Origin of the sequence: Pandoraea anhela, from assembly GCF_902459655.1 — a bacterium.
Lineage (GTDB): Bacteria > Pseudomonadota > Gammaproteobacteria > Burkholderiales > Burkholderiaceae > Pandoraea > Pandoraea anhela.
The window spans coordinates 83,309-103,614 of the sequence record NZ_CABPSB010000011.1 but is presented as its reverse complement, the minus strand read 5'-3'; the positions used below and the strand labels follow the sequence as shown (position 1 = coordinate 103,614).

The window sequence follows — 20,306 nt, the reverse complement described above, 5'->3', positions numbered from 1 at the left end:
AACCGCGCTGCGTGAGCGGCGTTCCCGCGAGCCCGTTCACCCGGGCTCGCTCGACGCATCGGCAGCGCGATTTATTCAGGGGTTGGGCCGCCGCCGACGATCGATTCGACCGGTCAACGTCTCATTCGGACGAGAAAGACACCGGCGTGGCTTCAGGCGAATACGCCACGTCGCGCAAGACATGCAGAACGACAATCGACGCGATACCGAGCCCGGACGAAATCCATAGCGACTTGATCCCGAAATCGCTGAGCCAAACGCCGAAGAGCCAGGGTGCGATGGCCTGGGCAACGCGCGCAGGCGCCATCAACACCCCCTGCCGATACCCATACCCCGCCGGCCCGAAAAGCGCCAGAGGAAGCGTTCCTTTCGCGATGGTCAATATCCCGTTGCCGGCACCATGAAGCACACCGAAAAACGCTGCTGCGGGTGCGCCGATGAAACCGAATGCCATGGCCCCGACGGGGTGCAATGCCGAAGCGATACGCGCCGAAAGTAGCGGATGGACGTTGCGCAGCAATCCGAACTCGAGAACACGCGCGCCGACCTGCGCCGGTCCGATCAAGGCGCCGACCATGACGGCCGTCGCGGCAGTCGCTCCGCCGGCGCGAAGCAACACCGGCAAATGCGCGGCCATCGCCGTACTCGTGAACCACGTTGCCGCAAAGACAAACGCCAACCCATAAGACGCGAGGCGCTGCGCCCGGCTGTCGACCGGCGGCAATACTGGCAATATGGGCAATATGGGCAATATGGGCGATTGGACAGCCGTCACACTCACCTCATCAACGACGGTCGTCGACGCGCGCTCAGGACGGGGAATGCTCAGATTCAACGCCAATCCCAACGTGGCATGTAGTGCAGCCCACACCAGACAAGCGCCGCGCCAGCCGATGTGCGCTTCCATAAAGGTTGAGAGCGGCCATCCGACAGTACTGGCGAAGCCTGCAATCAACGTGATACCGGTGATCGCCCCGCGAGAACGGCTGCCATACAGCGCGACCAGGCTCGCAAACGCCGCTTCGTAAAGGCCCGCGCCCATGCCCACGCCCAGCACCGTCCACGCGGCGAAAAGCCACACGACATTCTGTGCTGCGGCCAAACTCCCGAGTCCCGCAGCAAGAATCAGACTCGTCGCCGCAAGCACGGTGCGACCGCCGTTCCGATCGATCAACCGACCTGCATACGGCCCCAGCAATGCGGAAACGACAAGCGCGACGCTGAACGCCGCGAAGACGCTCGGCGCACCGACGCCCAGGTCCTTTGCGATTGGCGTTGCCAGCACCGCGGGTAAATAGTACGTAGACCCCCACGCCAGCGTTTGCGCAATCCCCAATCTCGCGATCACACCGCGACTCGGTTCCATGAACGGACATCCTTACTCAACTTCCCCACTCTGACGGGCGCCGCTCATTGCCCCGATTCTGCCGGACGCGCTCCGATGGCGCGCATTTCCTTCTGAATCGTGTTTCGATCGAGAATATGCAGCGGCAGATTCACGAATTGATTTACACGATTGAGGATCTGTCGAAACACCTGATCGAAGACCTTGCGCTTTTCTTCGTCACTGCCTTGAAACGCCGCAGGATCGACGAATCCCCAGTGCGCGGTGATCGGTGTGCCGGGCCAAATCGGGCACACTTCTCCCGCCGCCTGATCGCAAACGGTGATGACGAAATCCATTGGCGGCGCGTCCGGCAGCGCGAACTCGTCCCAGCTTTTGCTGCGCAAGCCCGACGTGTCGTAGCCGATCGACCGGCATCGTTCGACGGCGAACGGATTGACCGAACCCGTGGGGCGACTGCCAGCGCTGTAGGCGTGAAATTTGCCTTTACCTAGCACGTTGAACAACGCCTCCGCCATCACGCTGCGCGCTGAATTGCCCGTGCACAGCACCAAGACGTTGAAATGCTTTTCGGTCATATCGATATCCGGATAAATGCCGTCGCCTCGCCGTGAGCGATGGCAACTGTTGAGGGAGATGCGGTTAAGCAGCGAGCAGATCAGCGACGCAGACTCGTCCGTGAAAACACGCCACGAAATGCTTCACGAAATGCTTCACGATCCAGCCCCCGTAACAGGGGGGCAGACGGACGCCGGCATGCACGGAACACCGCCGCAACAGTTCTCCGTGAGGTAGCCGAGCAATGCCGTCATGGTCTCGAAGCGAGCCATGTAAATGATCGACCTGCCTTCCTGGCGGCTCGTCACCAAGTCGGCACGATGCAGTTCCTTGAGGTGGAACGACAAGGACGACGCAGGCATTTCCATGAGTTCCGCAATTCGACCCGCAGGTAGCCCCTCGGGGCCCGCCTGGACCAACAAGCGGAAGACCGTCAGACGAACGCCATGGGCGAGCGCCGCAAGGGCGTCGAGTACGTTATTAGTTTCCATATTTCCAATTTAGTCGAAATATGGAAATTACACAAATGAATTTTTTAAGACAGCTCTCCGCCAAGGCACCCGTGCGGCGAGGATGCGACAATCCGGCGGGCGTTCACGTACGCAATGGAAGACATGCCCCCTTCCCTCAAAAGGCGGGCCTCTCCCAATGCGTCTGCCTCAGGAGGTGGTTGTGCTCCCGGAACTCGCCAGGCGCCATGCCGCACAAACGTTTGAAGTGGCGATAGAACGTGGCGACGCTGTCGAAGCCGCTCGCGTAGACGATTTGGGCGATAGGAAGCCGATCGGCGCAGGCAAGCAACCGTTGCGCCTCGGCAAGTCGCAGGGATGTCAGCGTCTGAAGGTAGGACTGCTCCGCACTTTCGAACACGATGAACAACTGCCGCGCCGACATGCCCAATTCGGCCGCGACCATTGCCGGGGTGAGTTTTTGCTCGTGCTTGCGGCGGAACATGATTTCTCTCGCGGCATAACGCTGCCCAGCCCGGAGCGCCGCACGCACTTCCGGCATCCCCTCCTTGAGACGCCCTCGCGCCAGCAACGCCAGCCGCGCAATGTGCGCCACATCCGCATGCGCATCGCCCACGAGCCCGCGCTCCGACATCAACGCGCGAAATAGCGCTCTGAACGCTCGCGAGCAAGCGGCGTCACCGACGAACCGGGCGGCGAACAGATCGTCCACCGGCTGACCGAGCATGAGCGAATCTTCGACGGGAATTTTGAGCAGCTGGAAATGAAAATCGTCCTGCGTGCCCGGCGTTGCGTAAAAAGGCAGATCGGAAAAATTGATCACCATGTCGCCGTTACCCACGAAATGGGAGCGGCCATGCCCCGTATCGAACATGCCCGGCCCGTGCACCTGGAAGCCGATACATAGACTATTAGCGGCGGCCCGGGCAATGTCCGCGGGCCGACGACTGACGTGGTACGCCGATGCGCGCATCTCCGACGCCACCGCATTACCCACCGTGTGGGCGCTGAACGCGCCAAAAAATCGCGAACGGCGTTCTGCCGGCATTTCGATAGTGACGCCGAACAGGTTCTTGGCACGCGTTTCGCGCCAGTGATCGAAGCGATCCTTTGGCGCGATGTCGTCGGTGGTAAAGCGAATCATCATCGTTAAACCATGGAGGGAAGTCCGGCGACCGGTGCCGAGATAGTCGCGATGGAGTGCCGTAAAAAGCGGCGCGCATATCGCTGAATATTATCGGGAGAATCCCGTGGCGAACAACTGGTCGCACTGGCGATTGCGCAACGCCAACAACGCCCCCCGAAGCCAGGTCGTCCCGAATACTCAACGGGTCTGACACCACGCTGCACTATTTGAGAAACCTCAAGCGCATAGCTTGCCTACACTCAATCCTTGTTTGTTCGACGCGCGCCGGCACGCAAAAACGCGCCGGCAACCGGCCCCGCGCCCCGGTCTTGCGCAATCGAGTCGCCGAACGACGATCCCGTCCATTTCGACGGTTTCGCACATACCGAGGCGTGAAACATCACCGGCAATGAGAATGTCACGAATGGGCACGATGCCGCCATGCGTCAGCACGCGATCCGATCACGCGGCGAACGCTTTGCTCGCCCCCTCGGCGCTGCACGTCCAATGAACAGCGCACGTGCGACGACACCGGTCGGCCCGCCTGGCCGCGAGGAAAACGCGATCATCGGGAAGCCGGCGACGGCCGCATCGCGCCCTGCGCGCCCGGCCGAATCCATCGCCGGTCGGTGAGAGGGTGCCGGCCATGTTTCCCACCTACCTGAAACCCGTGAGCCTGCTTTTTCGGAAGCGTCGCAACCGACGGCTCGTTGCCATGATCGAGCGGCTTTGGCGCGATAACGAACGCCCCGTGAGCGTATTGGACGTGGGCGGCTCGCTCGTATTCTGGTTGTCCATTCCCGAGTCGGCACGACAGAAATGCGACATCAGTCTCATCAATCTCCCGGGCGCGTATGAAGGCCTGCCTCCCAACGAGGCGCGGCTGCGTGGCAGTTTTTCGCTCCTGATTGGTGACGCCAGAGACCTGAGCCGCTTTGCCGATCAATCGTTTGATCTGGTCGTCTGCAATTCAGTGATCGAACACGTTGGGTCCTGGATCGATATGCGCACGGCCGCCAAAGAAGCGCGCCGGGTCGGACAACATGGATGGATTCAGGTCCCCGCGTTTGAATTTCCGATCGAGCAGCACTTTCTGTTGCCCTTCATCCACTGGCTGGCCGATACCTTGCAGATTTGGCTGCTCCGCCGTCTTCACAAGGAATTCAGAGGGCCGCTGAGTGACGACATGTTCATGGCCGTCTTCCATACCCGCCCGCTGACGCGCTCGCAACTCGGTCACTTGTTCCCCGAAACCGATATCCGGTCCGAATGGCTGCTTCTGCCCAAGAGTCATGTCGCGACATGGACTCACGCGTCGGGCGCCGACGCATAACGCAAAGCGCCCGAGATACCAACGACATGGCGCCATCACGCCACGGTTTCGTTCCCCGTGGCGTCAGGCGAAAGACGCTTGTGCGTCAGACAACCGGGGAATGAGAACGCAGCACTCTCGCCAGGAACATCTTGGTTCGATCGTGCGTGGGCGCATCGAAGAACTCTGCGGGCTTGGCGTCTTCGATGATTTTCCCGTCGTCGATAAAGATGACCCGGTCGGCCACGTCGCGCGCAAATCCCATTTCGTGCGTGACGCAAAGCATCGTCATCCCTTCCTCGGCGAGCTTGACCATGGTGTCGAGAACTTCCTGCACCACCTCCGGATCCAGCGCGGATGTCGGTTCGTCGAACAGCATGATCGAGGGTTGCATGCACAATGCCCGTGCAATCGCGACGCGCTGCTGTTGCCCGCCGGACAACTGCGCCGGGTATTTCTTCGCCTGATCGGCCACGCGCACCTTGCTCAGATAATGCATCGCCCGTTGCGTGGCGGTTTCCCGCGACTCCCCCCTCACGCTCATGGGACCGATCAGGCAGTTCGCCAGCACGGACATGTGCGGGAAGAGGTTGAAACTCTGAAAGACCATGCCGACCTCGCGCCGAATGTCTTTCATTTGGCTCATGCCGGACCCCGTCGCGGCATCGGTCACGGTGATGACGCCGGATTCATAGGTCTCGAGTCCGTTGATGCAGCGAATCAGCGTGGACTTGCCCGATCCGGACGGCCCACAAATCACAATTCGCTCCCCCCGATGAACGCTCAGGTCGATTCCCTTGAGCACCGCATGGTCGCCGTAGTGCTTTTCGAGCTGTCGGATCGACAGCACTTCCGTGTTCAATTTGACGTTTCCCATCTTCGCTCCGATGAAGGACTCTACATGCGAGAAAAGCTGACGGCGCGACGCGAGCGCTTGCCGGAGGCGTTACTGCGGACTCGGCGTTGACCATTGCCGGCACGAAGTCGCTCCGCGATTTCAGAGCCGATCGAGCAAAGCACGAAGTAGACGATGGCGACGGTGGTATAGAACTCGACCAGTTTGCCGTCGCGCTGTGCGATCTTTGCCGCGGCCCCCAGAAAATCGGTGAGCGACAGAACGTATACCAACGATGTGTCCTGAAACAGGATGATGGTTTGCGTCACGATAATGGGCGCAGTCGCTCTCAGGACCTGCGGAATCACCACGAAGGCATAGGTCACCGGCAGCGAGAGCCCAAGCGCTTTTGCCGCCTCGTACTGGCCTTTGTCTATCGACCGAAGCCCCGCCCGTACGATCTCGGCGTAAAACGCAGACTCGAAAAGCGTGAAGGTCAGGAACGCCGTAAATTTGGGTCCAAGAGGCATCGGATGCCCGCTCTCCGATATCTTCTGAAGCAGCAACGGCACAAGAAAGAAGAACCAGAACAGCACCATGATCAAGGGAATCGATCTGGTGATCGTGATATAGGCCCGCACCACCTGACTGAGCACCGGCACCTTCGTTTGGCGAATGATCGCCATGAGCGTGCCGATGATCAATCCACCGCATAGCGCGACAAGCGTCAACTCGATGGTGAACGCCATTCCCTCCAGCAAGTAGGGCGTCGCACGAACAATGGCGAGATAGTCGAAATTCATGCGATTACCTTTTTGTCGGAGGAAGTTGCACCGTGCCCGGTGTTTCGACAGCCCGCTCGATCACGTTGGCGGCGAGATGAATGAGCAAGGCAATCACGAGATACATGACGGTCGCCGCCGCAAATGCCTGGAACGTCTCGAATGTGAACTCATTGATCTGCTGCGCCTGCGCGGTCAACTCGAGCAGACCGATGGTCAGGGCAATCGATGTGTTCTTCAGCAAGGCGAGCACTTCGCTGGTCAGCGTAGGGACCGTAATCCGGAGCGCCTGGGGTATGAGAATGCGCATATACGTCTGAATCGGCGACAAGCCGAGCGCATCCGCCCCCTGACGTTGCCCCGCGGGCAAGGCCGTGATGCCCGAGCGCACCTGCTCCGCGATACGCGACGCCGTGTAGAGACTCAGCGCCGCCAGGGCCGGGATGAAGCTTCCCCACGGCGGCGGGATCTGCTTCACGATTGCCCCCAAACCGCTCGGCAGCACGTCGGGCAGGACGAAATACCAGAGGAACGCCTGCACGAGCAGCGGTATGTTGCGAAATACCTGCACGTAAAGACGTCCCAGCACACGGAGTGCGGGCGATCGCGAAGTGCGCGCAGCCCCCACCGGAATACCGATCAGAAAGGCAATGACCCCGGATGAGATCCACAACGACAGCGTCCAGCCCACCCCGGACATCAGCCAGGAAAAATAGGTACTCCCGTCAATGGAGCGCTCGAAAAGCATATGCATGGCGAACTTCCCTTGAAGCGTTGGTCGGTCGGCGACTCAGGGGTCGAGACTGTCGCTCGGCGAAGCGACGCGCTTTTCAAGGGCCGCGCCCATCGGAAGGGCGAGGTTCTGCCCGTTGGGAGGAATCGGCTGCGTGAACCACTTGAGATAGCGTTGCTTGAACTCGCCCGAACTCATCAGCGACTTCAAGGTGTCGTCGACCAGCGCCTTGAATTCCGGGTCGCCTTTGGCGAGCATGAGTCCGTAGTAGTAGATGGGGACGCGAGGATTTTCCACGTATCGGAACGCCTTCGGATCGGGCGCGCTCGAGACAAGGCCGGCTTCCAGAATGTTGTCCTCGAACCAGGCGGTGGCGCGGCCGGTGCGAAGCATCAGAAGCGACTCCGCATGATCTTTCGTCTGGAGAATGGTCAGCCCCAGTTTGTCGTCGACATTCGTCTGGGCGGCGATCCCCTGGTTAAGCGATCCCTGGGTCAGGACTACGGTCTTTCCGCGAAGGTCGCTTTGCGCTCGAATGTTGCTCGACGCCAGTGTCACCCACGTAGGTGCGCCCGCGAAGATCGCCACGGAAAACGCGACTTGCTTCTGACGATCGGCGGTATTGGTCGTGCTTCCGCATTCGATGTCGATCGTCCCGTTCTGAAGCAATGGGATCCGATTCGCCGGGCTCACCGGAATCGTGGCCACTTTCAGATTCGGCAGGTTCAGGGCCTTCTTCACGTGGTCCGCCACGGCGGCACACAAATCCATGGAGAAGCCGACGGGTTTCTGCCCCGTGCCGAGATAGGAAAACGGAACGGACGATTCCCGGTATCCGAGCGTCAAGGTGCCCGTGTCGCGGATCTTTTCGAGCGTCGCGCTTTTTGCGTGGGCGGTACCCAGCGCGCCAAACGACGACACAAAGCATAGAATGCCAGCCAGAATGCGTGTGTTCAGTTTCATGATGACCTCAGTAGCGTGCGAGTTCGGAACAGAACCGGGACAGATCGTGTTGACGGTGGCCATTCGAGCGAGGCGGTCGTCGGGAGAGGTCTCGCGAACGCCGGCCGTCTGTTGCAAACCCTCTATCGCTCATCGATGACATCTCCGTATGGTGGGTCAGCCGCCCGAGGTGACGTCGTCGCATGCACAACGCACACCGTATTCACACCGTATTGACTCGGTATTGACACCGCATTCAGGCAACTGTGTTGTCGGTACTTTGGAGAGTACAAACGAGAAAAATCCGACTCCAACGCAAAAAACTCAGCATCCCCTCAAGTAAATTCACGCCGCTTGTCGGCAAGCGGCGGGCGTTGCGACTTATGCGGCCGTCCATCCGCCATCGACCATCAGCGCGCTTCCGGTAATGAGGGACGACGCGTCGCTCGCGAGAAAAACGACAGCCCCCATGATTTCCTCGACTTTCCCGACGCGCCCCAATGCGATGCGTGACACGACCCATTCGCGAAACCCCGGGTCGTCGAACATATGGGCCGTGAGCGCCGTTTCGATAAACGTCGGGCATATGGAATTCACCCTGACGCCATGTATTCCCAGCTCCCAGGCAAGCGCCTTCGTCATGCCCTCGATCGCATGTTTGCTCGCGCAATAGACCGTTCTTCGGGGACTCCCTACCTGCCCCATTTGCGACGAGATGTTGATGAGCGAGCCGGGCTGCCCTGCCGCCAGCAGGCCTCTCGCCACCGCACGGGCGGTGTAAAACGCGGCCTTGACGTTCAGGTCGAACACCTCGTGCAGGTCGTCGTCCGTCACGGACACCAGCGCTTTCGGGCGATTCATCCCGGCACAATTGACCAGAATATTGAACGGCCCGAGGCGTTGCACCGCGTCGTCGACGCTTGCCGAATCCGTCACGTCCAGGACCAGCGGCTCCGCCACGCCGCCCGACTCCCGAATTGCGCGACAGGCCTCGTCGAGTTCCTTCGCGGAGCGGGCCGCGAGCGTGACGCGCGCGCCCGACCGGGCCAACGCAACCGCCGCCGCCAGCCCGATGCCCCGGCTCGCGCCGGTCACGAGGGCGGTCTTATGATCCAGGCGGAAACTGGGAAGCGCCGGCAGTTTCATTTTCCCGTCATTCGAAATCATCATTGAAAGTTGCCATGAGAATGAGAATCGCCCGTGGGCAGGGATCCTTCGGCGCAGGCACGCGCCGCGCGCCGCCGGCACGACAATGCGCGGGCGGCGACGGGGGACGTTGGGTGACGTTGGGTGACGTTGGGTGACGTTGGGTGACGTCGGAGGGCATCGGGCGGCGTTGGTGTGACGCGCCCTGGCTTGTGTGTCAGCGCGCGACCGGGGTGCCGTACGCGACCTCGCGATGGCCGTACCGCCGTACGCGAATATTGGCCTGCTCCCCGTGCGCGACCATGCCCTCCAGGTCGCAAAGCCGTGAGCAATACGCGCCGATCGCGGCGCTCGCTTCGTCGGTCAGCACTTTTTGGTAGGTACAGGTTTTAATGAATTTGCCGACCCACAACCCGCCGGTGTATCGGGCAGCCTTGCCCGTAGGCAGGGTGTGATTGGTGCCGATGACCTTGTCGCCGTATGCGACGTTGGTTCTCGGCCCGAGGAAGAGCGCCCCGTAGTGCTTCATGTGCCGGAGAAAGTAGTCCGGATCGCGCGTCATCACCTGAACATGTTCCGAGGCGATGCGGTCGGCCTCGCTCACCATCTCGTCGATAGTGTCGGTCACGATGACCTGACCGTAGTCGCGCCAGGACACGCCGGCCGTGTTCGCCGTCGGCAGAATTTCCAGCAGGCGCTCGATCTCACGCATGGTGTCCACGGCGAGTTGCATCGAATTCGTCAAGAGGATCGCCGGCGTGTTGAATCCGTGCTCGGCTTGCCCGAGCAAATCGGTGGCGCACAACTCACCGTCGACACTGTCATCGGCGATAACGAGCGTCTCGGAAGGCCCGGCGATGAGATCGATGCCGACCTTGCCGAAAAGTTGTCGCTTCGCTTCGGCGACGAAGGCGTTGCCGGGCCCGACGAGCATCGATACCGGATCTATCGTCTGCGTGCCCAGGGCCATGGCGGCCACCGCCTGCACGCCCCCGAAGCTGTAGATCTCGTCCGCACCGCCAAGATGCATGGCCGCAACGACGGCCGGATTCGGACGCCCCTGCACCGGCGGCGACGCGGCGAGGATTCGGGAAACGCCGGCGACCTTGGCCGTGACGACGCCCATATGGGCGGAGGCCACCAACGGAAACTTTCCGCCGGGTACGTAACACCCTACGCTGTCGACCGGAAGGTTCTTATGCCCCAGGATCACCCCCGGCATCGTCTCGACCTCGATATCGACCAACGCCTCACGCTGCGCCTGAGCAAAGTTCCGGACCTGCGCCTGGGCGAATCGAATGTCGTCCAGTTGCCCGGCAGACAGCGACCTCACGCACGTCGCGATCTCGTCATGCGTGAGTCGGAAACTCTCGGGCGCCCATGTGTCGAATTTTTGCGAGTATTCGCGCACGGCGACATCTCCGCGCTTTTCGATGTCGGCCAGAATACCGACGACGACCGCGCGAACCCCTTCCGAATCGACCGTGATTTGATCGGCGTTTCGACCGCTTTTCAGCACGCTGATGCCCATGTTCTCTCCTCTGTCTTGTTGGTCGCCGACGACCGGGGACACTTTCGAAATCGATTGATGAACGATTGACGAACGACGGCCAGGATGGGCCCCCGAACGTCGTTCGTGTGGTGGTGATGAAATGCAGTGGCGCAGAGATGCACGCGACAGGCTTCTGATGTCGGTGCGCGTCACATCTCTGCGCTCAGGCGACGCTATGGCGACTTTCAGGCCGCCTTGCTCAGCGCCATCTGATCGAGACTGTCGCGCAGCGACTTCTCGAGAATGTCGACCGCCTGATCGATCTCGTCGGTGGACACCGTCAACGGCGGCGCGATGCGCCACACCGAGCCGCGCTCCGGACGGCGGCGGATGTTCATGCTCAGACCGTTCTCGAAACACTTGGCCGTCGTCAATGCCCCCAACTGATGCGCGGGCGTGCGCGAGGCGCGATCCGTCACCAACTCCACCCCCAGCAGCAGGCCAAGGCCTCGCACGTCACCGATCACGTCGTAACGACTCTGCAACTCCTCAAGCCGATGGCGCAAATAGCCGCCCATCTCATTGGCACGCGCCACGAGATTGCCCTCGGTGATGACCTGCAAGACGGCCAGGCCGACTTCCGCCGTCAAGGGGTCCGAGACGTGACTCGTGTAGAAGGTGAAGTGCTTCTCGTACAGCGCCTGCTCGATCTTCTCGGTCGTGGCCACGGCTGCCAGCGGCAACCCGCCGCCCAGCGTTTTGGACATCGTCATGATGTCGGGAACCACATCGAAATACTCGGAACCGGTCTTGGTGCCGATGCGGCCGAATGCCGTCTGCGCTTCGTCGAAAATGAGCAGCATGCCGCGATCGTCGGCAGCCTTGCGAAGGGCGCGCATGAACGCGGGCGGCGGAACCAGCACGCCCCCGGCGCTGATCACCGGCTCGGCAATGATCGCGGCGCCGCGTCCTGCCGACTGCATGTCGAACATCTTCAGCGCAAGCTCCAGATTCGCCAGCGCTGCCGCTTCCGGATTCTCGGCCTGAATGTACGGACGATAGGCATTCGGCTCGGGAATCACGAACACGCCCGGCGGGGGCACGCCGTATCCCTTTCGATCGCTGGCCATCGACACGGTGCTGGCGCCGCCGGTAATGCCGTGCCATGAGCCGCCCAGCACCAGCACTTCGTAACCGTCGGTGTACATCTTGGCCATGCGCAACGCCACTTCCGTCGCTTCGGAGCCGGTGTTGATGAAGATCGTTTTCTTCAGATCGCCCGGCAGCCAGTCACGTGCGAGCGTCTGCGCCAACTCGGCCACCACCTCGGGAATCATCCCGCTGAACATGTGGAAAGCCTTTTCGCCCGCCCGATGAACCGCCTGGACGATCGCCGGATGGTTATGGCCGATCGTCGCGCACATCTGCCCCGAGGTGAAGTCGAGGTACTCGCGGCCATGGCTGTCCTTGACGGTGGTGCCCCGGGCCGACCGGAACAGGTTCGGGAAACTATCCCCGCCGTAGCGCACCAGAAACTCCTTGGACGCCCGCAAGAGTGCTTCGCTCATCGATCATTTCTCCATTTTTTTCGACGCCCCGGTTGCCTGGGACGGCCGTTAAGTTGCAACGTGGCGAACGCGACTCGTCGTAACGGCACACCGCTTACGCACGAGGCCGGCCACGCATCCGGTGCCTCAACAATTGCTTTCTTCGTTGGACAAGTGGAGCATAATTAGCTGGGTTCTCAGGTGCCAACGCAAAAAATTCAGCATCCATCCAAATGAGTTCATCAACGACCGGAACCAAGTCCCGTCTTCCACCGATGAAGGCGCTGATCGCATTCGAGGCCGCCTCTCGAACGGGCAGTTTTGCGCAGGGCGCCGAAGAACTCTCCGTGTCGCCGTCTGCGATCAGTCACCATATCCAGCAGCTCGAGGAGTTTCTCGGCGTACAGTTGTTCCAGCGCCATGCGGGCCGCGCCGTCCTGAGCGCTGCGGGCATGGCGTATGCGCGCGAGATCAAACATGCCTTCACGCTTATTTCCGATGCCACGGCGCTCGTCGCGCCGCAATCGCAGCGCGGTCATCTGGTCATTGCGTCGAGTCCCAGCTTCGCGGCCAAATGGCTCCAGCCTCGCCTGTCCGGATTTCTGAGCGCCTACCCCGAAGTCAGAGTGCGACTCTCCACGCTGTCCACGGCGGAAGACGTGGAAGCGAATCGCTTCGACGTGGGCATCTGCTATGGGCGCTCGCCCGCCGGGCAGCGTGAAGTGGCTCCGCTGCTGCTGGAGCACCTGCGCCCACTCTGTAGCCCGGCGCTTCAGGCATCCATGCAGCTCAGCACCCCCGAAGATCTCAAACGCGTGACGCTCATTCATTCATCGAACGCGCTGACGTGGGCGGATTACCTTCGGCGTGTCGGCGTACCGTCGCTCAAACCCGCGAACGAGTTGTGGCTCGACAGGTCGTCGATGGCGATCGACGCCGCCGTGCGCGGTCTCGGTGTCGTACTCGAGAGCGAAGTCCTGGCCGCCGAGGAACTGAACGACGGCCGACTCGTGGCGCCGTTCGACGCGGAGCAATTCAGCGTTCTGACCACCACGTACTATCTGGTGAAGTCGAGCAATCTCGGCAACAACACGTACGTGAGCTATTTCGAAAAATGGCTTCGCAATGAGATCGCGCTCGCCAAACTCACGGCGGGTTCCGCGTGATGGGTGAGTCGATCACCGGTCCCGTTGCGGCGTCGACGATGCACCGAAACCCGCAATCCGCCAGAACGTAGCGCCCCACGACGCAGCATCGTGCCCGGTCGCAGTGCAAAAGCGCGAAAACAAAAAATTTGCGCGCCGCGCATTCTTAATATTCTTTATCCCTCGCCGTAAACCCTCGCAGGCGTGTGCCGAGCGGAATACCGCAGATCACGTCATTCATTCAATACCGAATGTCGCCAAGCATTCGCCTTAGGCAAGGGGTTTCCTCATGTTGTTTTCCCGCTTATCCATCAGCGCCCGCATCGGCGTCGTGATGGCTTTTCTCGGTACGTTGTCTATCGCCATCGGCATCATCGGCATTTTCGGTATGCGAACCAGCAACGAAGCAAACCGTCGCACGTACTCGCAACAGCTACCCAAGTCGAATGCCGTCAGTGAATTGACGATCCTGGTCGGGCGTCAGCGCACATCACTCGATCGCGCCGCGATGAACCCCGGCTCGAACGACGCCAAAACCATGTATGCGAAGGAGCGCGAAGTCGCCACCGCTGCCGATGCGTCATGGCAACGTTATCTGTCGCTGCCGCGTAGCGCGGACGAGGACAAACTGGCCAAAGAGGTCACACGCGAGTACAACGAAACGGAAAAAATCCTCGACGCGTTTCGCGACGCTACCGTCAAAGGCGATCATGACGAAAGCCTCAAGTTGATGCTCAACGTCGGCAACGTCTACACCCGCATGCAAAGCGCCGCCGAAGCCCTGTCGTCGTATCAGGTTCAGGAAGCGAAAACGCAATACGATCTGGCGGAGCATCGCTTCGAACAGTTCAGTATGGGAAGCCTGCTTGCCATCGGCCTCGGCATTTGCGCTGCCCTGTGGAGTTGGATGACGCTGCGTCGGGCCATTCTTCGGCCCGTGAACGAAGCCATCCATCATTTCAACGCCATCGCGCAAGGCGACCTGTCGCACGACATCGAGATTCACTCGAAGGACGAGATGGGGCGCATGATGCAAGGGCTTGTCGAAATGCAAACGAGTCTGACGCGCACCGTCGAATCGATTCGTGACGGCAGCGCCACCATCGCCACCGCGACGCGTCAGATTGCAGCAGGCAACGCCGATCTCTCTGCGCGCACCGAGGCGCAGGCCGCATCGGTCGAGCAAACGGCCTCAAGTGCCGAAGAGCTGGCGAGTACAGTACGCCAGAACGCGCAGAGCGCCGCACAGGCGAGTACGCTCTCAGCCTCCGCAACGACCATCGCGCGCAAGGGCCACGAAGCCGTGTCCTCGGTCGTCGCCACCATGACGGGCATCAGCGACGACTCGTCGGCAATTGCGGAAATCACGTCGATGATCGACGGCATCGCATTCCAAACGAACATTCTTGCGCTCAACGCCGCCGTCGAAGCCGCGCGTGCCGGCGAGCAAGGACGTGGATTCGCCGTCGTCGCAGGAGAGGTGCGCACGCTCGCCCAGCGTTCTTCCGCAGCCGCCAAGGAAATCAAGGAACTCATCGATGCGTCGCGCACGCGCGTGAATGCCGGGGCGGAACAAGTTCAGCAGGCGGGCAAGACCATGAACGAGATGATCGACGCTGTCGGCCGCGTCAATGCCATCATGGATGAAATCGCAGCCGCGTCGCGGGAACAAAGCCAGGGGGTGGGACAGATCAGTTCTGCGGTCAACGAGATGGATCAGGCGCTCCAGCAAAACGCGGCGCTCGTCGAAGAGTCGGTCGCTGCGGCGCAATCGCTGCGAGATCAGGCAACCACACTCGCCCATACCGCCGCGTCGTTCCGCTTGCGGGCCGACCGGCGTACGGTGCAGGAGCGGTCGCTCACGCCGGTGGCATTCCCCGCGTTGCTCCGCAGCGCATAGCGCATCGTTGCCCCGGAAGCGCCCTCTTTCGCTGCGGTCGCGAGAAAAACACGGCTTCCCCATCGATACAACGGTGACGTGCCCCACCGGCAATAGGCGGATACGTCACCGTCCGCCAACTTCCGCCACTGTCCGCCACCGCTCGTCCAAGCGGCCCCGAATGCATGCGGCCCGGCATCGGGGCGACAAACACGCCATTTGCCTGGCGTTATCTCGCGTCGTTGTACACCGTCGCACGCGAGACGCCCAGGTGCTTGGCCACGATCTCCATCGAACGGCGCACCTCGAGAAATCCCTCTTCGCGCAGGTCGCGCAGCAGTTGGCGACGTTGGTCGCTCTTCAGCGATTGCGCCGTTGTGGCCAGCGACAGCGCGAAGCGGTCGATACGCGTGCGAATCGCTTCTGCGTTGGCAGGATCGAGAGACTCCCGCACCGGCGACGCCGCCGTCTTGCAAAACTGCTCGAGCATGCCCTGAACGCCCCGGAAAAGCGTGACATCCACGTTCATGCACAGCGCCGCCACATAACGCCCGGAAGCATCCTTGATCCCGATAGACGTGCTTTTGACAGGACGCCCGTCCGAAAAATGGTTCTGATAGTTGGAGATGATCTGGGGAAATTGACTATCCAGAATACGAGCGAGCCCCAGTTCTGTCGCGGGATCCCCCGTCTTCCGTCCGGACAGATTGTTGAAAATCGCCAGAATCGCGTGGTCCGGGTCTCGCAGATCGTGCACCACAACCTCGGCGAAGGGAGAAAAAGTGGCGCCGAGCCCTTCCGCGAGGCAAAGCACCTGCTCGATGATCGAATCCTGCTCACTCTTCTTTTTGGGCATCACTTGTTCATATCATCCAATGTTGGACTGAATATACAAAAAACCGTCCTGACTGCGAAGGGCACAAGGCGATCACGTTTACCCTTATGCACAAATCATCTATATCTGGACATTATGTACATCAGATCACCCGTCTCCCCCGGACTGTGGTCCCCGTACCCAACGTGAGTCATCAACCGTGAGTCACTGAATGTGAGTGCAGAGCGATGGAACTGAAGTGGATCGAAGACCTGCTAGCCTTTTCCCATTACGGCAGTTTTTCACTTGCCGCAGCCAGTCGCCATGTCACGCAATCCGCATTCAGCCGGCGCATTCAGGCGCTTGAGGAGTGGCTGGGGGGAGAGGTCATCGATCGCTCCAGGCAGCCGGCCGCCCTGACCGACATCGGTAGACTTGTACTCGCCGAAGCCTCGCCGAGCGTCACCACCGCGTACGAACTTCGGGATCAAGTCAGAGAGGGACTCGGTTCCGCGTGTCACACGCTGAAAATCTCGTCCGGATTCGCCCTCTGCGAAAGCGTGCTCGCGACATGGATGACCGAAACGTGCGGTCTGCTGGACAAACGGGTCCGCATCAAAGTCCTGGCGTCGGGCATCGACGACGCCGTACAGACATTTCTTTCGGGGCGCAGCGATTTTTTGCTTTGCTATCACCACCCTGCGCTTCCCCTGCCCTCGGACCTCACACGTTATCCATGGACCTATGTCGGGACGGATCGACTTGTCCCGGTGTGCGCGCCCTTGCATGCCGGCGTACCGATATTCGCGTCCGGGGACAACCAGACCCTTGCCGCCCCCGTGCTCACCTACGCCGAGCGGACATACCTCGGGCGGGCGCAGGCGTATCTTCTCAACGCACATCCTGCAGGGCGCCTCGACGGGCTGCGCCGATCTCACGAATCCCATATGGCAATGGTGTTGCGAGCGGCCGCCATCGCGGGTCATGGCGTCGCCTGGCTACCGCAGTCGATGGTCCTCCAGCATTTGGCACAGGGAACCCTTGTGAGGACGTGCGACGAGACGCTCACGCTGCCACTCGATGTGCGCATTTACAAGAACAGCGCACTCCCTCTTTAGTCTCACGAGCCATCGATTGAATGGTCGTCCACGAGATGCGTATTTCTCATTTCGTTATAAACAAAAATCATGGCGAATATTTTTTTACCCGCCTGACTTCGAAGTAATCTGAGAACGAACAACTATAACAATTCAACCTCAACTCGTGCGACGCATCATGAAGAATCATTTAACTGCCAACCTCGCAATTCTTTTCTCCGCGATCATTTTTTCCTCCCCATCGTTCTCGGAAGATCTCGGGCCGACCCTGGAAAAAATCAAGTCCACCAACATCATCTCCATCGGCCACCGCGAATCGTCGATACCGTTCTCTTATTACGATGAAAACCATAAAGTTATCGGTTTTGCGCAAGACATTTGCGATAGGGTCATCGACTCAGTAAAGACCGCAATCAATAGCAAAAATCTCGCGGTGAAAATGATCCCGGTGAATTCGCAGAACAGAATCGCGCTCGTCCAAAATGGCACGATCGATCTCGAATGCGGGACCACCACGAATACGCAGGCGCGTCATTCCCAAGTGGCGTTTTCGACCACCTATTTCCTCGCCCTGACCCGACTGCTGGTGAAGAAGGACTCGGGAGTGAAGGATTTCGGGGATCTTTCCGGCCAAAATGTCGTGACCAACTCTGGCACGACTGCCGAGGCGATGCTTAGAAAACTGAACATCGATCGAAATCTTAAATTTAATATCATTTCCAGCAAGGATTACGCAGAGTCTTTCCTCGCCCTGCAAAGTGGCCGAGCCAAGGCTTTCATGCTGGATGACGTACTGCTATCGGGCGCGGCCACCATGGCAAAAAATCCCGCCGACTGGATCGTGACAGGAACGCCGCAATCCAAAGAGCCCTACGCATTCATGATGCGAAAAGACGATCCGAAATTCAAAAAGATCGTCGACACAACGCTTATTCAGATGATGCAATCCGGCGATATCAATTCGCTCTACAAGAAATGGTTCGAACATCCGGTTCCGCCCAAAAATATCAACTTCAATTTCCCGATGTCGAAAGAACTTATGGATATCTACAAGAATCCCACCGACACTCCGGCATATTGATCTTTTTCACACACCCGACATTTCAAAGGATTCAACGATGGCGTACAGCCTGAAGCCCAAGAACCCGGGATTGCGCGCCCAGGTCACGGAACAAGAGATAAACAATCCCGAGGTTTGGCAGGCGAGAGTGGATCTTGCCGCATGTTTTCGCATGGCCGCCAAACTGGGCATGCAGGAAGGCATCTGCAACCACCTTTCCGCAGTCGTGCCGGGGCGGGATGATCTTTTCCTTGTCAACGCCTTCGGTTATGCGTTCGAGGAAGTGACGGCGTCCAATCTGCTGATCTGTGATTTTCACGGAAACGTGATCGATGGCGAGGGCATTCCGGAGGTGACGGCGTTTTTCATTCATGCCCGCATCCATCTTCAAAAGCCCCGGGTGAAGGTTGCGTTCCATACGCACATGCCCAACGCGACGGCAATGGCCATGCTCGAAGGCCCTCCGCTGCTTTGGGCGGGGCAAACGTCGTTGAAGTTCTACGGCCGCACGGCAGTGGACCCCAAGTTCAACGGGTTGGCATTGAACGAACGCGAAGGCGATCGCATTGCGGATTCGATCGGCGATGCGGACGTCGTATTCATGAAGAATCACGGCATTCTGGTGCTGGGGCGCAGCATCGCGGAAGCTTGGGACGATTTGTACTATCTCGAGCGCGCTTGCGAAGTTCAGCGCCTGGCCCTCTCTACCGGAAAACCGCTGCAAATCATCGACCCCGAACTGGCTGCGGCCACCTATCGGCAAATGCGTGTCGGCGACGGCGAAAGCGCGCGACAGCATCTGGAGAGCGTCAAGCGAATTCTGGACCGCACAGATCCCGGATACCGCTGCTGAGCGCCTCGGCGCATCGTCTGCCCCCCCACACCCACCCCACACCCCTTCCCCGGCACCCGCCAATCGACTTAAGCGGTGCGCCTCGCCCGAATATCGGGCGTGGGCGCACCAATGCCGTGCCGGCACCCGCGTGCGTCGCCTCGCGCGGCGCACGGCGATTCTCTCGCCGCCCCATACCACCGCTCGCCCCACGTACCTCTGCGCTGCGTTGGCATACCCCTTGCTTAACTTGTTGAACAATGTGATTTGCATTGTTCAACAATTGACGAGGGATCTGATGAATCGCCAGAAACTTGTAAGCGCTGTGAAATCGGCAGGTATCGTCGCCGTTACCCTTGGGTTCGCAACCGGGCATGCGTGGGCGCAAACGCCGCCCACGATCGCAACCGGCACCCTGACCATCGGGTCGGACTTGACCTACCCGCCATACGACTTCCTCGAGAAAAACGAGCCCGCCGGCTTCGATCCGGAGTTCATGACGCGTCTGGCGGCGCACCTGAAGCTCACGCCGAAATTCGTCGATACCCGTTTCGCGAACCTGATTCTCGGCATCACCGCACAGAAGTTCGACGTGATCAGCTCGGCACTGTACGTCACGCCGGAGCGCGCCAGGCAGGTCGACTTCATCCCCTACTTCAAAACCGGCGGATCCCTCCTTGCGCGTGCCGACGGCGACTTCAAGCCGAAGACGCCGGAAGATCTTTGCGGCAAGCGCATCGGTTCGATCAAGGGCGCCGCATGGATTCCCAAGCTGCGCGATGTGTCGACGAAGGTCTGCGTGCCGAGCGGCAAAGGCGCGATCGACGTACGCGAATTCGAGTCGTCGCCCGAGGCGGCACAGGCACTCATCGCCCGCGCCGTCGATGCGCAATACGACGATGCCGCCGTCGCCAAATCGATCACCAACAAGCTGGGCGGACGTGTCGCCATCACGTCGAACGAGCCGCTTTATCCCGTGGTCGTGGGCCTCGCCGTCAAGAAGGGCAACGGGCCCATGCTCGACGCGCTCAAGCAGGCATTCGACGTGATGAAGCGCAACGGCGAATACGCGGCGCTGCTACGCAAGTACAACGTCGCGGAGCCGACGGCGTCGGAAGTCACGCAAGCGCTTGCCGTGGCGAAGTAAGCCGACGCGCAAGTGACCTAACCCGGCGCGGGCCGACATTGGCC

General features: G+C 60.3%; 19 protein-coding genes. 7 read left to right on the top strand and 12 right to left on the bottom strand.

The window, feature by feature from the left end:
- Positions 1–121 precede the first annotated feature (121 nt).
- The 4 genes from PAN31108_RS15910 to PAN31108_RS15895 form a co-directional block, all read right to left on the bottom strand.
- Positions 122–1,366 (bottom strand): MFS transporter, encoded by a 1,245-nt coding sequence (locus PAN31108_RS15910; protein WP_150669786.1) that lies wholly within the window; start codon positions 1,364–1,366, stop codon positions 122–124.
- Positions 1,367–1,410: 44 nt separating this feature from the next.
- Positions 1,411–1,923 carry an arsenate reductase ArsC gene (locus tag PAN31108_RS15905; protein WP_150669785.1) on the bottom strand — a complete coding sequence of 171 codons (513 nt, stop codon included), beginning with the start codon at positions 1,921–1,923 and terminating at the stop codon, positions 1,411–1,413.
- A 135-nt stretch (positions 1,924–2,058) separates the two neighbouring features.
- The gene (locus PAN31108_RS15900) at positions 2,059–2,394 is read right to left on the bottom strand and encodes an ArsR/SmtB family transcription factor (protein WP_150669784.1); all 336 of its coding nucleotides are present in this window, start codon (positions 2,392–2,394) and stop codon (positions 2,059–2,061) included.
- Positions 2,395–2,530: 136 nt separating this feature from the next.
- Entirely contained in the window at positions 2,531–3,520 is a 990-nt protein-coding gene (locus tag PAN31108_RS15895; protein WP_217426317.1) for a helix-turn-helix transcriptional regulator, read from the bottom strand.
- Between the two features lie 625 nt (positions 3,521–4,145).
- Here PAN31108_RS15895 and PAN31108_RS15890 point away from each other — a divergent pair.
- Positions 4,146–4,832: a class I SAM-dependent methyltransferase gene (locus tag PAN31108_RS15890; RefSeq protein WP_246184003.1), complete on the top strand. Its 687-nt coding sequence runs from the start codon at positions 4,146–4,148 to the stop codon at positions 4,830–4,832.
- A gap of 85 nt (positions 4,833–4,917) precedes the next feature.
- On the opposite strand, the gene PAN31108_RS15885 is transcribed toward PAN31108_RS15890, so the two are convergent.
- The 7 genes from PAN31108_RS15885 to PAN31108_RS15855 form a co-directional block, all read right to left on the bottom strand.
- Positions 4,918–5,688: an amino acid ABC transporter ATP-binding protein gene (locus PAN31108_RS15885; protein ID WP_150669782.1), complete on the bottom strand. Its 771-nt coding sequence runs from the start codon at positions 5,686–5,688 to the stop codon at positions 4,918–4,920.
- Positions 5,689–5,708: 20 nt separating this feature from the next.
- On the bottom strand, positions 5,709–6,449 hold the full coding sequence (locus PAN31108_RS15880; protein WP_150669781.1) for an amino acid ABC transporter permease: 741 nt from the start codon (positions 6,447–6,449) through the stop codon (positions 5,709–5,711).
- A 4-nt stretch (positions 6,450–6,453) separates the two neighbouring features.
- Positions 6,454–7,182: an amino acid ABC transporter permease gene (locus tag PAN31108_RS15875; protein ID WP_150669780.1), complete on the bottom strand. Its 729-nt coding sequence runs from the start codon at positions 7,180–7,182 to the stop codon at positions 6,454–6,456.
- Positions 7,183–7,218: 36 nt separating this feature from the next.
- Positions 7,219–8,124 carry an amino acid ABC transporter substrate-binding protein gene (locus PAN31108_RS15870; RefSeq protein WP_150669779.1) on the bottom strand — a complete coding sequence of 302 codons (906 nt, stop codon included), beginning with the start codon at positions 8,122–8,124 and terminating at the stop codon, positions 7,219–7,221.
- A 360-nt stretch (positions 8,125–8,484) separates the two neighbouring features.
- Positions 8,485–9,249 carry an SDR family NAD(P)-dependent oxidoreductase gene (locus tag PAN31108_RS15865; RefSeq protein WP_150669870.1) on the bottom strand — a complete coding sequence of 255 codons (765 nt, stop codon included), beginning with the start codon at positions 9,247–9,249 and terminating at the stop codon, positions 8,485–8,487.
- Positions 9,250–9,466: 217 nt separating this feature from the next.
- Positions 9,467–10,780 carry a histidinol dehydrogenase gene (gene hisD, locus PAN31108_RS15860; RefSeq protein WP_150669869.1) on the bottom strand — a complete coding sequence of 438 codons (1,314 nt, stop codon included), beginning with the start codon at positions 10,778–10,780 and terminating at the stop codon, positions 9,467–9,469.
- Positions 10,781–10,986: 206 nt separating this feature from the next.
- Positions 10,987–12,309, bottom strand: a complete 1,323-nt coding sequence (locus tag PAN31108_RS15855) for an aspartate aminotransferase family protein (RefSeq protein ID WP_150669778.1) — start codon at positions 12,307–12,309, stop codon at positions 10,987–10,989.
- 254 nt (positions 12,310–12,563) lie between these two features.
- Here PAN31108_RS15855 and PAN31108_RS15850 point away from each other — a divergent pair, with 254 nt between their 5' ends.
- Together PAN31108_RS15850 and PAN31108_RS15845 are read left to right on the top strand one after the other, a co-directional pair.
- Positions 12,564–13,454, top strand: coding sequence for a LysR substrate-binding domain-containing protein (locus PAN31108_RS15850; RefSeq protein ID WP_150669777.1), 891 nt, complete (start codon positions 12,564–12,566; stop codon positions 13,452–13,454).
- Positions 13,455–13,722: 268 nt separating this feature from the next.
- Complete coding sequence (locus PAN31108_RS15845; RefSeq protein ID WP_150669776.1) at positions 13,723–15,333, top strand: methyl-accepting chemotaxis protein; 1,611 nt, start codon at positions 13,723–13,725, stop codon at positions 15,331–15,333.
- 208 nt (positions 15,334–15,541) lie between these two features.
- Here PAN31108_RS15845 and PAN31108_RS15840 read toward each other — a convergent pair whose 3' ends face one another.
- The gene (locus PAN31108_RS15840; RefSeq protein WP_150669775.1) at positions 15,542–16,168 is read right to left on the bottom strand and encodes a helix-turn-helix transcriptional regulator; all 627 of its coding nucleotides are present in this window, start codon (positions 16,166–16,168) and stop codon (positions 15,542–15,544) included.
- Between the two features lie 206 nt (positions 16,169–16,374).
- On the opposite strand from PAN31108_RS15840, the gene PAN31108_RS15835 reads away from it, so the two are divergent.
- The 4 genes from PAN31108_RS15835 to PAN31108_RS15820 all read left to right on the top strand — a co-directional run bounded on the left by PAN31108_RS15835 (position 16,375) and on the right by PAN31108_RS15820 (position 20,262).
- Complete coding sequence (locus PAN31108_RS15835; RefSeq protein WP_150669774.1) at positions 16,375–17,244, top strand: LysR family transcriptional regulator; 870 nt, start codon at positions 16,375–16,377, stop codon at positions 17,242–17,244.
- Between the two features lie 157 nt (positions 17,245–17,401).
- Positions 17,402–18,304, top strand: a complete 903-nt coding sequence (locus tag PAN31108_RS15830; RefSeq protein WP_150669773.1) for a transporter substrate-binding domain-containing protein — start codon at positions 17,402–17,404, stop codon at positions 18,302–18,304.
- Between the two features lie 37 nt (positions 18,305–18,341).
- Positions 18,342–19,136 (top strand): aldolase, encoded by a 795-nt coding sequence (locus tag PAN31108_RS15825; RefSeq protein WP_150669772.1) that lies wholly within the window; start codon positions 18,342–18,344, stop codon positions 19,134–19,136.
- A 277-nt stretch (positions 19,137–19,413) separates the two neighbouring features.
- Positions 19,414–20,262 (top strand): ABC transporter substrate-binding protein, encoded by an 849-nt coding sequence (locus PAN31108_RS15820; protein ID WP_150669771.1) that lies wholly within the window; start codon positions 19,414–19,416, stop codon positions 20,260–20,262.
- Positions 20,263–20,306 lie beyond the last annotated feature (44 nt).

What these genes read in the sequence shown, in the direction of transcription:
- PAN31108_RS15910 (WP_150669786.1), bottom strand. Translation starts at nt 1,366, where the DNA reads ATGGAACCGAGTCGCGGTGTGATCGCGAGATTGGGGATTGCGCAAACG.
- PAN31108_RS15905 (WP_150669785.1), bottom strand. Translation starts at nt 1,923, where the DNA reads ATGACCGAAAAGCATTTCAACGTCTTGGTGCTGTGCACGGGCAATTCA.
- PAN31108_RS15900 (WP_150669784.1), bottom strand. Translation starts at nt 2,394, where the DNA reads ATGGAAACTAATAACGTACTCGACGCCCTTGCGGCGCTCGCCCATGGC.
- PAN31108_RS15895 (WP_217426317.1), bottom strand. Translation starts at nt 3,520, where the DNA reads ATGATGATTCGCTTTACCACCGACGACATCGCGCCAAAGGATCGCTTC.
- PAN31108_RS15890 (WP_246184003.1), top strand. Translation starts at nt 4,146, where the DNA reads ATGTTTCCCACCTACCTGAAACCCGTGAGCCTGCTTTTTCGGAAGCGT.
- PAN31108_RS15885 (WP_150669782.1), bottom strand. Translation starts at nt 5,688, where the DNA reads ATGGGAAACGTCAAATTGAACACGGAAGTGCTGTCGATCCGACAGCTC.
- PAN31108_RS15880 (WP_150669781.1), bottom strand. Translation starts at nt 6,449, where the DNA reads ATGAATTTCGACTATCTCGCCATTGTTCGTGCGACGCCCTACTTGCTG.
- PAN31108_RS15875 (WP_150669780.1), bottom strand. Translation starts at nt 7,182, where the DNA reads ATGCATATGCTTTTCGAGCGCTCCATTGACGGGAGTACCTATTTTTCC.
- PAN31108_RS15870 (WP_150669779.1), bottom strand. Translation starts at nt 8,124, where the DNA reads ATGAAACTGAACACACGCATTCTGGCTGGCATTCTATGCTTTGTGTCG.
- PAN31108_RS15865 (WP_150669870.1), bottom strand. Translation starts at nt 9,249, where the DNA reads ATGAAACTGCCGGCGCTTCCCAGTTTCCGCCTGGATCATAAGACCGCC.
- hisD (WP_150669869.1), bottom strand. Translation starts at nt 10,780, where the DNA reads ATGGGCATCAGCGTGCTGAAAAGCGGTCGAAACGCCGATCAAATCACG.
- PAN31108_RS15855 (WP_150669778.1), bottom strand. Translation starts at nt 12,309, where the DNA reads ATGAGCGAAGCACTCTTGCGGGCGTCCAAGGAGTTTCTGGTGCGCTAC.
- PAN31108_RS15850 (WP_150669777.1), top strand. Translation starts at nt 12,564, where the DNA reads ATGAAGGCGCTGATCGCATTCGAGGCCGCCTCTCGAACGGGCAGTTTT.
- PAN31108_RS15845 (WP_150669776.1), top strand. Translation starts at nt 13,723, where the DNA reads ATGTTGTTTTCCCGCTTATCCATCAGCGCCCGCATCGGCGTCGTGATG.
- PAN31108_RS15840 (WP_150669775.1), bottom strand. Translation starts at nt 16,168, where the DNA reads ATGCCCAAAAAGAAGAGTGAGCAGGATTCGATCATCGAGCAGGTGCTT.
- PAN31108_RS15835 (WP_150669774.1), top strand. Translation starts at nt 16,375, where the DNA reads ATGGAACTGAAGTGGATCGAAGACCTGCTAGCCTTTTCCCATTACGGC.
- PAN31108_RS15830 (WP_150669773.1), top strand. Translation starts at nt 17,402, where the DNA reads ATGAAGAATCATTTAACTGCCAACCTCGCAATTCTTTTCTCCGCGATC.
- PAN31108_RS15825 (WP_150669772.1), top strand. Translation starts at nt 18,342, where the DNA reads ATGGCGTACAGCCTGAAGCCCAAGAACCCGGGATTGCGCGCCCAGGTC.
- PAN31108_RS15820 (WP_150669771.1), top strand. Translation starts at nt 19,414, where the DNA reads ATGAATCGCCAGAAACTTGTAAGCGCTGTGAAATCGGCAGGTATCGTC.